At 47.9% G+C, this 13,946-nt stretch carries 13 protein-coding genes; 6 read left to right on the top strand and 7 right to left on the bottom strand.

Annotation, left to right across the window (positions count from 1 at the left end):
• Positions 1-78 precede the first annotated feature (78 nt).
• The 3 genes from EPO18_RS04565 (at position 79) to waaC (ending at position 3,346) form a co-directional block, all read left to right on the top strand.
• A complete protein-coding gene (locus EPO18_RS04565) occupies positions 79-1,002 on the top strand; it encodes a branched-chain amino acid transaminase (RefSeq protein ID WP_292431288.1) in 924 nt (307 codons plus the stop codon).
• A gap of 251 nt (positions 1,003-1,253) precedes the next feature.
• Positions 1,254-2,306: a lipopolysaccharide heptosyltransferase II gene (gene waaF, locus EPO18_RS04560; RefSeq protein WP_292431120.1), complete on the top strand. Its 1,053-nt coding sequence runs from the start codon at positions 1,254-1,256 to the stop codon at positions 2,304-2,306.
• Positions 2,303-3,346: a lipopolysaccharide heptosyltransferase I gene (waaC, locus tag EPO18_RS04555; RefSeq protein ID WP_292431117.1), complete on the top strand. Its 1,044-nt coding sequence runs from the start codon at positions 2,303-2,305 to the stop codon at positions 3,344-3,346. The genes waaF and waaC overlap by 4 nt, the downstream gene beginning before the upstream one ends.
• A gap of 9 nt (positions 3,347-3,355) precedes the next feature.
• Here waaC and arsS read toward each other — a convergent pair whose 3' ends face one another.
• The 6 genes from arsS to EPO18_RS04525 all read right to left on the bottom strand — a co-directional run bounded on the left by arsS (position 3,356) and on the right by EPO18_RS04525 (position 8,149).
• Positions 3,356-4,294, bottom strand: a complete 939-nt coding sequence (arsS, locus tag EPO18_RS04550) for an arsenosugar biosynthesis radical SAM (seleno)protein ArsS (RefSeq protein WP_292431114.1) — start codon at positions 4,292-4,294, stop codon at positions 3,356-3,358.
• A gap of 2 nt (positions 4,295-4,296) precedes the next feature.
• The gene (locus EPO18_RS04545) at positions 4,297-4,941 is read right to left on the bottom strand and encodes a DUF3047 domain-containing protein (protein ID WP_292431111.1); all 645 of its coding nucleotides are present in this window, start codon (positions 4,939-4,941) and stop codon (positions 4,297-4,299) included.
• Between the two features lie 229 nt (positions 4,942-5,170).
• A complete protein-coding gene (locus EPO18_RS04540; RefSeq protein ID WP_292431108.1) occupies positions 5,171-5,347 on the bottom strand; it encodes a zf-HC2 domain-containing protein in 177 nt (58 codons plus the stop codon).
• Entirely contained in the window at positions 5,340-5,936 is a 597-nt protein-coding gene (locus tag EPO18_RS04535) for a sigma-70 family RNA polymerase sigma factor (protein WP_292431106.1), read from the bottom strand. Before EPO18_RS04535 ends, EPO18_RS04540 begins: the two co-directional genes overlap by 8 nt.
• 14 nt (positions 5,937-5,950) lie before the next feature.
• The gene (locus EPO18_RS04530; protein ID WP_292431103.1) at positions 5,951-6,994 is read right to left on the bottom strand and encodes a methyltransferase domain-containing protein; all 1,044 of its coding nucleotides are present in this window, start codon (positions 6,992-6,994) and stop codon (positions 5,951-5,953) included.
• Between the two features lie 249 nt (positions 6,995-7,243).
• Complete coding sequence (locus EPO18_RS04525; protein WP_292431100.1) at positions 7,244-8,149, bottom strand: LysR family transcriptional regulator; 906 nt, start codon at positions 8,147-8,149, stop codon at positions 7,244-7,246.
• A 660-nt stretch (positions 8,150-8,809) separates the two neighbouring features.
• Between EPO18_RS04525 and EPO18_RS04520 the strand changes: the two genes are divergently transcribed.
• From EPO18_RS04520 to EPO18_RS04510, 3 genes are read left to right on the top strand one after another with little or no spacing between them, the layout of a single operon-like run.
• Entirely contained in the window at positions 8,810-10,516 is a 1,707-nt protein-coding gene (locus EPO18_RS04520) for a multicopper oxidase family protein (protein WP_292431097.1), read from the top strand.
• Between the two features lie 18 nt (positions 10,517-10,534).
• Entirely contained in the window at positions 10,535-11,176 is a 642-nt protein-coding gene (locus tag EPO18_RS04515) for an SCO family protein (protein ID WP_292431094.1), read from the top strand.
• Positions 11,177-11,194: 18 nt separating this feature from the next.
• Positions 11,195-12,967 (top strand): hypothetical protein, encoded by a 1,773-nt coding sequence (locus tag EPO18_RS04510; RefSeq protein ID WP_292431092.1) that lies wholly within the window; start codon positions 11,195-11,197, stop codon positions 12,965-12,967.
• A gap of 145 nt (positions 12,968-13,112) precedes the next feature.
• Here EPO18_RS04510 and EPO18_RS04505 read toward each other — a convergent pair whose 3' ends face one another.
• Positions 13,113-13,940 (bottom strand): phosphate ABC transporter ATP-binding protein, encoded by an 828-nt coding sequence (locus tag EPO18_RS04505; RefSeq protein ID WP_292431088.1) that lies wholly within the window; start codon positions 13,938-13,940, stop codon positions 13,113-13,115.
• Positions 13,941-13,946: the final 6 nt, after the last annotated feature.

The following is a 13,946-nucleotide window of genomic DNA, read 5'->3' as shown; positions in this document are numbered from 1 at the left end:
TCATAATGATCAGCGTCATCAGCGTTCTGTTTTTGGCTGCTGAGTAGTACAAATATACTTAATATTGGAGAATAAATGATGACGATGGACGATAGAGACGGCGTTATTTGGCTGGACGGACAATGGGTTGAGTGGCGCGAAGCGAAAGTCCATGTGTTGACCCACACCCTGCACTACGGCTTGGGCGTGTTTGAAGGCATAAGGGCCTATCACGCGGAAAAAGGCACGGCGATTTTCAAAATGCAGGAGCATACCGATCGCCTGTTCCGTTCCGCGCATATCATGAACATGAAAATGCCTTACGGCAAAGACGAACTGAATCAAGTTCAGCGCGATGCGGTTGCCAAAAACAACCTGGACAGCGCTTATATCCGCAGCATGTGCTTTTTAGGTTCCGAAGGCATGGGCTTGAGAGCCGATAACCTGAAAGTGCATGTGATGGTTGCCGCATGGTCATGGGGTGCGTATCTGGGCGCGGAAAGCATCGAGCAAGGCATTCGTATCCGTACCTCGTCGTACACCCGCAACCACCACAACAGCACCATGTGCAAAGCCAAAGCCAACGGCAATTACATCAATTCCATTTTGGCGTTACAAGAAGCGCGCGCTAATGGTTACGATGAAGCATTGATGTTGGATCATGAAGGTTTCGCGGCCGAAGGCAGCGCCGAAAACCTGTTTATCGTGCGCAACGGTAAAATCTACACACCGGAAACTACCTCGGCATTAGAAGGTATTACTCGCGATACGGTTATGACGATTGCCAGAGAACAAGGCTATGAAGTGATCGAAAAACGCATCACCCGCGATGAGATTTATTGTGCCGATGAAGCATTCTTTACCGGCTCTGCGGCTGAAGTGACGCCGATCAGGGAACTGGATAATCGCGAAATCGGTTCCGGCAGTCGTGGGCCTATCACCGAGAAATTGCAGTCACTGTATTTCGACTATGTGCATGGACGTAGAGACGACCATGCCGATTGGTTGACTTACGTTGCTTAAGAATTTTTGAAAATTCACCGAACTTTTAAGGTATCGGCATCTTAACAACGCGTCATCCCGGCAGGGAATCACGTCAGGCTATCCTGCCTGACGTCCTTCGGATTAATGCAAATCTGTTCCAGACAGATTTGTGCCGGGATCCAGCAGCCATGGATGGCAATACCAAATATCGCTAACCGTTTCTAGCCACATGAAACCTTTTTTAGTCAGTTTCTCACATCCCAGCCGGAACGCGGCGATATGAAGGCAAAATGACTAGCGCAGACACAAATACCCTCAACGGCCCCAAAAAAATCTTAGTCGTCGGCCCCTCCTGGGTCGGCGACATGGTGATGGCGCAAAGCCTATTTATCGCCCTGAAGAATAGCGACCCGAATTGCCGAATTGACGTGCTGGCTCCGGCATGGACATTATCCCTGCTGGAAAGAATGCCCGAAGTGAGCAAAGCCATCGTCATGCCGTTGCCGCGCGGCCGGTTCGGCTTGATGGAACGCATCAAGCTGGGTAAAAGCCTGCGTTCTGAAAGCTACGATCAAGCCATCCTGCTGCCGAATTCCTGGAAATCCGCCCTGCCCCCGTTCTTTGCCAACATTCCCGTTCGTACCGGTTACGTAGGCGAATGCCGCTGGGGCTTGCTGAACGATGCCCGGAAACTCAATAAAAGTTTGCTGACCATGACCGTGCAGCGTTTCGTGGCCTTGGGTTTGCCGGTTGGCGCACCGATGCCGCCGGCCTATCCACCGCCTGCAATAACCATCAGCAAAGACCGGCAACAGGCAGTCATCGATAAATTCAAACTAACGCTATCACCGGGAATTCTGGCTTTATGTCCCGGCGCCGAATACGGCCCGGCAAAGCGCTGGCCGCCCGAGTATTACGCCGAAGTCGCCCGGCACAAAATCGGTCAAGGTTGGCAGGTCTGGCTGTTCGGTTCCGAAAAGGACAAAGCCGATGCAGCTCAAATCAATCGGGCAGTGTCCGGGCTATGCACCGATTTCACTGGCAGCACATCGCTAGCCGAAGCCGTCGATTTGATGTCGTTGGCCGATATCGTGGTCAGCAACGATTCCGGCCTGATGCATGTCGCCGCCGCGTTGGGCAAAAAACTTATCGCCGTTTACGGCTCATCGGACCCAGGCTTTACGCCGCCGCTGAACGGCAAGGCCCATATTATCTCATTGAATCTTGATTGCGCGCCGTGCTTCAAGCGTGAATGTCCGCTAGGCCATAGCCAATGCCTGACCGGCATCACGCCGGATCAAGTGCTTGAATATATAACAGTCACCCAATCAGGGCCTAAGTGAAAATCGCGATCGTAAAACTCTCTGCTCTGGGAGACATCGTCCACGCGATGGTGGCGTTACAGTTTATCAAGGCGCATTCCCCGGAAATTCAGATCGACTGGATCGTCGAAGAACGCTTCGCCGAAGTTCTAAAACACAATCCCGACATCGACAACATCCTGACGGTTAATCTGAAAGCCTTAAAAACCGACAAGACCGGCATACTTGCCGAAATTAAAAAAATCCGCAGCTATGCGAGCAACAACTATGACTTGGTTATCGATGCTCAAGGGCTGATTAAATCGGCCGTCACCGCTAAACTGCTAGGAAAGCGCATCGCTGGCTTCGATGCCGATTCGATCCGGGAAAAAGCCGCATCATGGTTTTATGACATCAAAGTCGCCTGCGCTTACGATGCCAATACCATCGACAGGAATGCGTTAGTACTGTCCAATCCGCTTGGCATTGACATCACCGCAGAGCAAATCTTCAACAAAAAACCGTTCCTGTTTTTCAACAACGAAGATTCGCAAATTTACGATTTCTTGCTAAAAGACCGGATCAACATTGTGCTGGTGATCGGCTCAACCTGGGACAGCCGCAACTATCCGCCGGATAAGTTTGTAAAAATAGCAGAGGCGTTGCAGCAAAACTGTCTGGTTATCTGGGGCAGCGAACAGGAAAAGGCCACAGCAGAGTGGATGGCGACACAATCCGGCCTGATTAAAGTCATGCCCAAGCTGGATTTGAACAGCCTCAAGGCGTTGATAGCCAAAGCCGACTTATTGATCGGCAACGACACCGGGCCGACTCACATGGCTTGGGGGCTAAACCGTCCGTCAATCACCATCTTCGGCCCAACACCGGTCAGCCGGGTTTATCAGACCGACATCAACAAAGTGGTCAAGTCCGCGTCAATCGTCAATCCGTATAAGCTCAACAAGCAGGATTATTCGATTAAGGACATTGATGAGTGTGAGATTATCGAACAGGCGAAAGTTTTATTGCCTGAAACATACCGGGAAAACCAAATTAAAACTGCTACTCGACCTTTTTGCTGATTAATTTCCCTATAAAGCGCCGCCGCAACTGCTGCCCTGTCCTGCCGTACAACCATAGCAATGTGCGGCAGTGGCAATTGCTGCGCCGTTTAAGGTTTCCAAAGTTAAATCGCCGATATGCACACGCGGCTTGAACAACATCTGGTTGAAGTCGCAATCGTAAACATAACCCTGCCAATCGACGCTCAACGTATTCAGGCACATCAGATGGGCGAGATTGTCCTCGCGAAAGTTGCTGCGTAATAAATTTAGATATGCATCAAATCGCCCCTGGCTGACCAGCATACTGCCGAAACGCTGGATCGGCATATTCACCATGGCATAAAGCCGATTAAAGACGATGCCGTAATGCTCTAGCAAATGCTGTTTGTAGGCCTGTTCCAAAGCCTGCTGTTCAGGCGGTAACCGCGCATCTTGCGGGTTGTAAACCAGATTAAGCTGCAAAAGACCGTCCTGTTGGCCGTAACCCAGCCGATTCAGGCGCTGCAATGCGGCCAGGCTATTTTTAAACACCCCCTTGCCTCGCTGTTTATCGACATTTTCTTCAAGATAACAGGGCAAGGAGGCGGTGATTTCCACTTGCTGTTCGGCCAGAAATTCCGCCAAGCCAACATAACACCGATCTTCCAATATGGTCAGATTACAGCGATCAATAACCTTAATTCCCTGACCGCGCGCTGCCGTCACCAGATATTGAAAATGCGGATGCATTTCAGGAGCGCCGCCGGTTAAGTCCAAGGTGTGAATATTAGCAGTCCGAGCCAACGTCAACACTTGATCCAGCGTTTCCAAGCTCATCAGTTCGGTACGCTTAGGCCCTGCGTTGACATGGCAATGCACGCAGCTCAGGTTACATAGATAGCCAAGGTTGACTTGCAGTATTTCCAGCGGTTTGCGGAAAATGGCTGGAAAATCGCTGTCGGCTAAGAGCGGTCGAGTGTCGTGCATTATTAATCCTTGGAAAACCAAATATCGCCGTAAAAGGCGGAAACTTGTTGGTTGCTGTTATCGGTATCGGTCATTAGAGCCACCGCATCAATGTAGCGAACGTCTTCGCCGAACAGTTTCTGCAAGTCAATTCTAATATTGCGCTTTTCGCTGTGCCAGACGTTCAGCGGAGTTTCAGGTCCGCGTAGCGCCAGCATCATCGCATGATTCCCGGCAAAGGCATTAGGCCAAACGGTATCCTTTGCCGTGTTGCCGGCCCAGACGTAATTAATCGCTTTGGTCTGCCAAAATGCCAAGCCGCCCTTAACCACTACATAAATGCGCGCGGCGTAATCATCACCGGCCTTGCTTTGTTCATTTAGGCCAATCAAACGGTTGGCAATGCGCCAAGACCAGTTCAGAAACGGCGTTTGTTCGAGATCGACGCGTTGCTCCTTAAACAGTCCAGATCCGGCTGCATGGCTATCGGCTTTTAACACAACGACGCCATCCAAGGATTGCAATTGATATTGGGTTTCGCCTTTAAAACTTTTATGCTCCCAGCCATCCAGTCGGTTGCGGGTGAATTCACCGATCATCAGCGGGGATTCAGCGAGCACATTCTGTGCTGTAAACACCGTCAACAACGCGAAGAGCAGTCTTCTCATGCCGATTTGTCTCACAAATATTTTTATCATAGGTCAATCACATATATTCTTAGAATTGAACATGGATAGTTTTATTTTCTAAATGCAAGGCTAAAACCGCCTGCTTTAGCTGACTGGCTTTAGTTCTGTAATCTTTACTAAGGTTCTTATTTATATACCCACAAACCCAGAACAGTGTGGATTTCAAAATAGCAGTGCTAATGACTTACGATTTATTGTCAAACCCGCGTTACAGATCGTCGATATAATGACGTGCCGCCTTGCGAATGAACTGTGTCTGTTTTTGAAAGTTGCGGCAACGGGTACACATCATTACGTGCAGCCATATAGTAAAACGCTCACGCAAACTCAATTTTTTATCCAGTCCTTGGGAAACCAGAGTGGAAATATCTCGACAGCTACGCATGATGTTTCTCCTGTTTTGTATTATTGAACCAGCGGATGTCCAGGCATTCGCGCAACCTGAGCCGCGCCCGGTGCATGATGACCCAATAATTAGCTTCGCTAAGCCCGGCTTCTCGGCAAACTTCGTCGGCTTCTAACCCGACCAGTTCGCGCAGCATAAAAACCTTAGCCATTTTCGGCGGTAGATTATTTTGACAGGTTTCATAGATCGTCCAGAATTCCAGCTGTTTTAGCGCCGCTTCTGGGTCAGCCCAAGCCTTGGGACCGCCGTTCCAGTGACCGGTGCTCATAAAAAACTCGTCTTGCCCGGTGTCAGCATCGTCTTCGTCAGCTTGAGTAAACTCCGGGACAGAGGGCTCGCGGGCGCTGCGCCGCCAGTGATCGGCAATTTTGTGTTTAAGAATGCCGATCAGCCATGTACGCAAGCCCGCTTTACCTTCGAAATCCGATGCCGATTGCAGGGCGGCCAACAGCGTTTCCTGCACGGCATCGTCGGCCAGTTCGCGGTCACGCAATTGCAGCAGGGCATAGCGAAATAATATCGGCCTTTGTGCAGATAAGTTTTTCTCGGCCGAGACTGTTTCAGTCATCGCTGTTGTGTCTATCAGCAACACAAACCGTCGGTAGCAGCCGATTCGGTCTGCGGTCCCGGAGTACAGTCGAACAATCCGAAGTGGCGGGATTTTTCACCTAGCACTTGAAAATGCTCGGCATAGCGGCTTGCGGCCAGCATATCGGCGGTGTTGCCGCATATCCGTAAGGGTCGGCCGGTTTCGAAGTGATGATGGTTGTCCAGATTGAAAGCATGCAGGTGCTCGGGGATGGTGCCGAGATAGCAAGCCACCTGTCCATAATCTTCACAACGGTCTTCCAGCGCTAGCTTGAATGCGCTAACGGTGACCGAGTTAAATTTGACCATGCCGATTTTGGCGGCAACCTCAGGATCGTCGAGACTGATGGGATTTTGTTTGACGATACGTACATCGGGACACCCCAGATCATGCAAGATCCGCCGGAAGTCTTCCCAATACAAGGCGCCGCCCAAGCATTCACCCAGTAAAACGGGGTCTTGGCGCAACGGAGCAGGAATGCGGCGATCGGCGAATACGTCAGAAAAATAGAGTTCACCGCCCGGTTTTAACACTCGGAATATTTCCGCCAGCACCTTGGGTTTTTCCGGTGACAGGTTGATCACACAATTTGAGATTACTACGTCGATGCTGTTGTCTTCGATACCGATAGCAGCCAGATTCTCGATATGACCGTGCAAAAACTCGACATTAGCATAACCAAAGCGCTCTGCATGCCAGTCACGATGACGAACGGCGACTTCTAACTGTTCCGGCGTCATATCGACGCCAATCACCCGGCCTTCCGGGCCAACCAGTTTCGATAGCAAATAACAGTCGCGTCCTGAACCGCAGCCTAAATCCAACACGGTCTTTCCCGACAAAGCCGGGGGCAGCGGAGAGCCACAGCCGTAGAAGCGCTCCAGCACTTCGGGATGCAAGCTTTTCAGCAAAGCTTTTAAGTAATCCGGCATCGCGTCGATAGTGCAACAGGCGCTGGTTTTCAGATCGTTGCTGGATTGTAAAACCTGACCGTAATAATGGCGAACAGATTCGCTGATTTCGATGCTGGTAGTCATAGGGTTCCTCTCGTGTTTCAAATTAAAAGTTGGCCATATATGGCAGCGTTAGCTGTCGGGATAGTGCAATTATTTCGGTTAGTCCACAGACGGTGCTGAATAAGACATGGTAGTTCATCATTGCCGAATTATTAACCATGAGTCGTTATAACAACAAGAAACCTTACAGAAAATATTCAGTGAGCCGAACAAAAAATCCGGTATCAGGCCATCCGCGAGCGCAACATCAATTAATTCGCACGGCTGTTCTCAAGAGTTATTAATAAATGTGTTTTTAATCAACTCTCTAAGCCATTTATGACCAGGATCCTGAGTTTCAATGTCTCGCCAATAAAGATTTAGCTTCATTGGCGAGACATCGGTGAGGGTATGAACTTTAATCGGCAGGTGTTTTTCAAGTGTTTTTGCATACAAAAGAGGGCTAACAGCCACTAATGTTGTAGTAGAAACAATAAAAAACACACTCCACATAGTCGCTACAGTAAAGCGAGGAGCATGATAATCGGGGTGGTTATTAAATACAGAAAATAAAAAATCAAAATTATTACATTCATTTTTAAAACTAATGAAATCGAATTTTATGATGTCATTAGTAGTTAAATTATCCGGCAATGGTGGTTGCTGGGGACCGGTAATTAATACTAAGGAGTCACTAAATAAAAATTCTTTATGTATACCTTTCTCGACAGGGCGATCAAAAAATAAGCCTAAATCCAGCTGACCATTTTGTAGATATTGACTGAAATTATCAATCTCGAAAAACTCGCGAATGATCTTTATCCTAGGCGCATAACGCTCAAGATGAGAGACCAGTTTTGTAAACAAGGCAATTTCACCATAATTGGAAGTTGCAATTCGAAAAGTACGTTCGGACGTTGCCGGATCAAAGTGGCTTTGTTGTGACAGAGTGAATGCTATTTTTTGAAGACAACATTTGACGTCAACATATAAAGCATCAGCTTGACGGGTAGGGGCAATAAAGCGGCTGTTTTTGACAAAAAGCGTCATGTTTAAAGTGCTATTTAATCGTGTAATAGCATTACTGACAGCCGGCTGTGAAAGATGAAGCTGTTTAGCTGCCAGAGTAATACTTTTACAATCATATACAGTAACAAAAACATGTAACAGATTGAGGTCTATGTTGCGAATATTCATAACCGACTGACACATCGAAATTTTAATTTCTCAGAAGTATAGCAATTAAAGTGCTAAAACTTGCTCATCCACGTATTAAATTCTCTCTCATCCGTTCATTAAACTAATGAATGAATGCTATTCATATCTATAATTTTCAATTATTGTTAAAAATGTCAGAATACTACGTAAAATTACGTAGGTTTATAAGTACCCATGCAAAATTAATCCGGTATTTTCGCCAACATTAATGCGTATAGTCTTATAAAAATCAGTTGCTTAAGCATTGCATTATTGGCACCTAAATATTTATGAATAGGTATTTATTTACAAAAATTCTGGCCGCTTAATCTACAGCCTTTCTACAACGAGTATGCACGAATGTGGCTAATTAGCTTTTGGAAAGTTGGACAAGACATGTGCCATGTACTGGTAATTTAGGAAGGTCATTCTTGGCTCTGTTATTGAATTAGTTTGGATGCTTATTACTCGTTTGTTCCGGTATTAAATTTCACATAATTTGTAATTATTTCACGTTTTGTCATTGCAAGAATGCTTAATATATTTATCTCTACGAGAAAACATACACAAAATCAATCTATTACGAACCAATACTGAATAGTTACCATAATTTTATCTATAGAAAGGCATTAACGTATGACTAATACATCAAGAAGACACATGCTTAAACTAAGCATGTTGGCAGCAGGCGCTGGCGTGGCAACATCGCAACAAGCTTTTGGTGCAGGCAGTTTGGTTGGCAATTTATGTACCCCGGATGACTTATCGCTTGCCGAAGACGACCCTGGTTCGCACGACTTTAATCTCAGCCCTTTCGTAGACCCTCTGCCGATTATTCCTGTTGCCACGCCCATAAATTTCCCGTTAGACCCTCCTATTGATCCTGCAAGACATCAACGCTACACTGAGTTTTTACCGCAGAAGACTTATATTCAAGTACTCCGGGAATTTGACCATCAATACCACAGTGGAATACCGTTCGCTACTAGAGTATGGGGATTCAATGGTAATGTTCCCGGTCAAACTTTTCATGCCCGCTATGGCGAGCCTGTCCTGATTCGTCGCTATAATCAGTTGCCGGCCGATCATGTAGGTTTTGCTCTTCCTTCTTTTACGACCCATTTACACAATCTACATCATGCTTCAGAAAGCGACGGCATGCCTTGGGATTGGGTTGATCCGGGTTTTTTTTGGGACTACCACCATGTAAACGCTCCTGCAGGCGGCGATCCGCTGCAAAAACAGACGACTCAGTGGTATCACGATCACCGTATGGATTTTACTGCGACCAACGTGTACATGGGACTAACTGGCTTTTACCTGCTGTTCGACAATCAGGACACCGGCAATGAGCATGATCCTAGTCCTAGTGCATTCAGATTGCCCAGCGGCAAGTACGATATTCCGATGATTCTTCACGACATCAGTCTTGGCGAAGATGGCCAGCTCTACCTCAGTCAAGATACTAATGGCTTTTTGGGTAGATACTATACCGTCAATCGAAAAATCACCCCTTTTCTGGAAGTCGAACCGCGCAAATACCGCTTCCGTTTTCTGAACGGCGGGCCATCCCGTTTCTATGAGTTAGGCCTGAATGACGGCCTGCTTTTTAACGTGATAGCCAATGATGGCAATTTACTGCCTAAGCCGGTCATTGCCGAAACGATTAAATTATCGGTGGCGCAACGTTTCGACGTTATCGTCGATTTTTCGCAATATCAACCTGGCGCATCAATCATACTCGAAAATTTGATGGAGCAGATTCGAGGTGAAGGGCCGACCGGCCGAAAGTTTGCCAAAGGTGAAGGCGATCCGGTGATGGAATTCAGGGTTGTCCCTCTGACCGGGCCTGACAAAAGCCGCATCCCTAACGAACTGAGAGCGTTACCGAAAATAAACCTGAAAGAGGTTAAACAGGAACGCCTGTTTAAATTCGACTACTTTGGCGGCATGTGGACCGTTAACGGCCAAGGTTTTGATATGGATCGCATGGATGCATATATCGAGCAGGGCAGCGCGGAAATCTGGACTATACGCAACGGTGGCACCCGCTGGGAGCATCCGATTCATATCCATTTTGAAGAGTTTCAGATTCTGGAATTCAATGGTAAACCTCTGCAAGAAAGTGATGTAAACAATTCACGCAAGGATGTTTTGACCTTAGGTCCTGGCGATGAAGTGAAACTGTTTTTCCATTTCCGTGACTTCCTTGGCTGCCATGTGATGCATTGCCACAATGTCGTTCATGAAGATCACACCATGATGATTCACTGGCACATAGCTCCGCCCAAAAATGGCCCCGTGCTTGGTGCAATTATCGAGCCGCGCCCCGTGATGCGCTTAGGCACTCCGCCGGCTGGCTTTTAATTTGAAGAGGAATCAATCATGAAAAGTAGAAGACAATTTTTATCCGCTAGCGCCGCATTGCCTGCCTTGGCTTTATCCGCTTGCACAAGTACCGGTCCAAGCAACCTGATAACCGCTTCAACAGAAAGCCGTATTTGCAAAAAACCGGGTGGGCCTTCGGCAAAATATTTCCCTAATGTTGTGGTCATGACCCATACAGGACGCAGAGCCTGGTTCTACGACGATTTGATTAAAGGCAAAATCGTCGGAATCAATTTCATGTCGGTAAAGTCTGAAGAGCAATTCCCCGTGACCCAGAACCTTGCAAAAGTTCAAGAACTTGTCGGGAACAAGCTCGGACAAGGGACATTTATGGTGTCGATTACAACCGATCCCGAACACGACAGTCCAGCCATTCTGGAAGCCTTCGCTAAAAAACATGGCGCACAAGAAGGCTGGATATTTGTTACCGGAAAACCATCCGATATGCAGGCAATCTATCAGAAATTAGGTCCTCACGGCGGTTACGAAGGAGCGGGCGTTAATCATCATATCTGGCGCTACGGTAACGAGCCTTATGCGCGCTGGGCAGCCTCTCATGCAATGGCTCAACCGCACCAGCTCGCTCAACGCTTATCCTGGGTTGAAGTCAATAAAGAACCGAATAGCAAAAAGGCCTAGTGTTCAGGGGACAATATTATGAAAAATTCATTAATCCAATCATTCTCCGGCACGTTGGTCTTACTGGCCTCAGGTATCGGTCTAGCACTTGCTGCACCAAGCCCCAATCTGCCGACCGGCCCAGGCCAATGTGTACCTATGTCACAAATGCTTCCAGACGGTACATTCAGAACCATTTACGTGGGGCATCCCTGCCCAAATCCTCGCCCGCCGATGCCGACTCAAACTACAGTGGGGGATACGACAACAGTAATCACGAGTCCATCGCTTTTCGCCAAAAAGGATCCCTTTGTCGATCCGGTTCATGCCACCAATCTTCTACCCAACTTCGATGGCAATCTGTTCGACGGCAATGGCGTGGAAATGCAAAATACTTTACCGTCCAGTGCCGAGCATCCGTATAACTTACATGATGCGCCTCAGGTTAGCAGTATTGACGTGGCTTCGCCTGAGACCGACTTAGTGCATATTTTTAAGTTACTCAAGCAAGATAAGGACAAAAACAAAGACAAAGACGGTTTTATAACCGAGAAACGCCTGCCTGGCGAGAAGGGCTTAAGCAGCCAACAGCTGGCTCAACGCGCTCTGGATATTCTGGAAGGTAACTCTATACCCAACCGAGTCTATAGTGGCATGTCGGTTTTGCATTACAAAGGCCCGGAAAAAGTTGCCGTCGTAGATAAAAACACTAAGAATGTAAATATCCATCAAATTTGGTATGGCAGCCATATTGAAGCCGATGCTGCGTTTATCGATGTCAGCCAAGTCAAAGAAGAACCGTTCACCATTACCTACACGGTGGATGTGCTTAATCGGGGTGAGGATGATTTTGCGCCGATGGTGATGTATTTTGACGATCCGGCGCTCAGTATGCCAGGCATGCCGCCTATGCCTCACACCAGCATGGATACCACCTTTTTTCCAATGATCGACGGCAAGCGTTACATATTCAAGATAAAGATGCCGCCCGGAAAATACTACAACCTGTCCTATACCTGGGGCTGGCGAGAACACCCGCCACGGGCTCAAGTTACGGAAAATGCCGCCAAGAAACTGCCTAATGAGGCGGGCGTTCCAAGAACTCTGGTACAGTGGGAACAGGATGTGTTCGGTATGGCTCCGACAGCCAGCGTTGAAAACAAACTCGCGGCTATCGCTAAAATTGGCGAACTCGCACCGGAAAAAAGAATGTGGCAGGCTATGCGTCAAGCTATCGGTTACGCTAACGACACAGCCACAACCCCAGGCGCACCTGCTTCGGATGTAGAGATTAGGGCGTTAATGGATGAAGCGTTGGCTGCGTTCGATGACTGGGGTCATCGTACGCGGTTGCCACGCGGGATTGTTGCAGATCCGGACGCCGATGCAACATTGCTCTATATCAACAATACGATGTATGGACAAATGAAAGGCGGTGGCAGGCCTGTGCTGGATAAATGGAGACTGCGTGGCACAAACGTTAAAATCACCTTGTTAAACGGCGATCATTTTTTACACAGTTATCTGAACCCGGATTTTGGCGGCTCGCGCGGCTGGGAAAATCAGTTCCAATCCACTAAAGATATTGGCGGTTCGGGCTGTTGGTTTACTTTCGGACGTTTCCAGTGGTGGATGAACGTAGGCGGGCCATTCGGCATGGTTAACGTACAACCTGTTAATGGCGTTGGTCTAGATGGAATTCCCGGTATGCACAAAGTTGATTTCACCATGAACTACGAACCGTCTCCAAGGCTGCGGATGTATCAGTTCGACCCAGCGCATCATGAGACGGCGATTTTCTCTTTGCATTAAGCGCATCATACGGCTTATTGGTTAAGATCAGAGCCGCCATAAGTAAAGAATCCGCTATGTCCGATTATCCGGGTAGCGGATTTTTTTTGTCCGCAATAAAAGCAGCAGGATCGATTCATTGATATTTGATTATAAAACTAAGACCTCAACCGCGACTACCATTGACATAAGCCGCTGTTAATTCATGAGCTGGAGCTTCAAAAATTTGCTTACATTGGCCAAATTCGATCAGGCATCCTGCTCGCTGTTGATCCCTGATCCAGAAAAACCCCGCGTAATTGGCAATGCGCCGAGCTTGGGCCAGATTATGGGTCACGATCACTACTGTGTATTTTCCGCGTAAACGCTGAATCAAATCCTCCACCACACCCGAAGAAATCGGGTCTAAGGCACTGCACGGCTCATCCATCAACAATACTTTCGGTTTTAATGCCAATGCTCTGGCAATACATAACCGTTGTTGCTGTCCACCGGACAGAGCCAGCGCCGAGGATTCCAGTCGATCTTTCACCTCAACCCACAAGCCCACATCCTGTAGAACCTGCTGGATAACATCGTTTAACTCGGCTTGTTTACTGATACCGTGTTCCCGTAACGGCAGTTCAATATTGCGCCGGATCGACAGCGGAAACGGCACCGGCTTTTGAAAAATCATGCCAATATCACGGCGTAACCCTTGTACGTCAAGAGCAAGATCACGTAAATCTCTACCATTGAAATGAACCTTGCCCGACACGCGGCAATCCGGAATCATATCGGTCATCCGATTGAGTACCGACAGGAAGCTGGTTTTACCGCATCCCGACGGCCCGATCAGCGCGGTAATGCAACCTTTATAGATATCCAGCGAAACATTCTCCAGCGCCGGCTTTACTCCATAATATAAAGACAGATTGTCAACGCGGATCAGCGGCTCAGGATCGCAGCACGGAGGGCCTATCTGCAAAGGCCCCAAGGTATAAGTCTCATTCATGGGTTT

The sequence above is a fragment of the Methylobacter sp. genome (genome assembly GCF_004322395.1).
In the GTDB taxonomy this organism is placed as follows: domain Bacteria; phylum Pseudomonadota; class Gammaproteobacteria; order Methylococcales; family Methylomonadaceae; genus Methylobacter_A.
The sequence above is the reverse complement of the archived record's forward strand: the minus strand, read 5'-3'. Positions and strand labels throughout refer to the sequence as shown.

Bases quoted from the DNA above. Each gene is read 5' to 3' on its own strand.
- EPO18_RS04565 (WP_292431288.1), top strand. From the start codon at position 79: ATGACGATGGACGATAGAGACGGCGTTATTTGGCTGGACGGACAATGG.
- waaF (WP_292431120.1), top strand. From the start codon at position 1,254: ATGACTAGCGCAGACACAAATACCCTCAACGGCCCCAAAAAAATCTTA.
- arsS (WP_292431114.1), bottom strand. From the start codon at position 4,294: ATGCACGACACTCGACCGCTCTTAGCCGACAGCGATTTTCCAGCCATT.
- EPO18_RS04545 (WP_292431111.1), bottom strand. From the start codon at position 4,941: ATGAGAAGACTGCTCTTCGCGTTGTTGACGGTGTTTACAGCACAGAAT.
- EPO18_RS04540 (WP_292431108.1), bottom strand. From the start codon at position 5,347: ATGCGTAGCTGTCGAGATATTTCCACTCTGGTTTCCCAAGGACTGGAT.
- EPO18_RS04535 (WP_292431106.1), bottom strand. From the start codon at position 5,936: ATGACTGAAACAGTCTCGGCCGAGAAAAACTTATCTGCACAAAGGCCG.
- EPO18_RS04530 (WP_292431103.1), bottom strand. From the start codon at position 6,994: ATGACTACCAGCATCGAAATCAGCGAATCTGTTCGCCATTATTACGGT.
- EPO18_RS04525 (WP_292431100.1), bottom strand. From the start codon at position 8,149: ATGAATATTCGCAACATAGACCTCAATCTGTTACATGTTTTTGTTACT.
- EPO18_RS04520 (WP_292431097.1), top strand. From the start codon at position 8,810: ATGCTTAAACTAAGCATGTTGGCAGCAGGCGCTGGCGTGGCAACATCG.
- EPO18_RS04515 (WP_292431094.1), top strand. From the start codon at position 10,535: ATGAAAAGTAGAAGACAATTTTTATCCGCTAGCGCCGCATTGCCTGCC.
- EPO18_RS04510 (WP_292431092.1), top strand. From the start codon at position 11,195: ATGAAAAATTCATTAATCCAATCATTCTCCGGCACGTTGGTCTTACTG.
- EPO18_RS04505 (WP_292431088.1), bottom strand. From the start codon at position 13,940: ATGAATGAGACTTATACCTTGGGGCCTTTGCAGATAGGCCCTCCGTGC.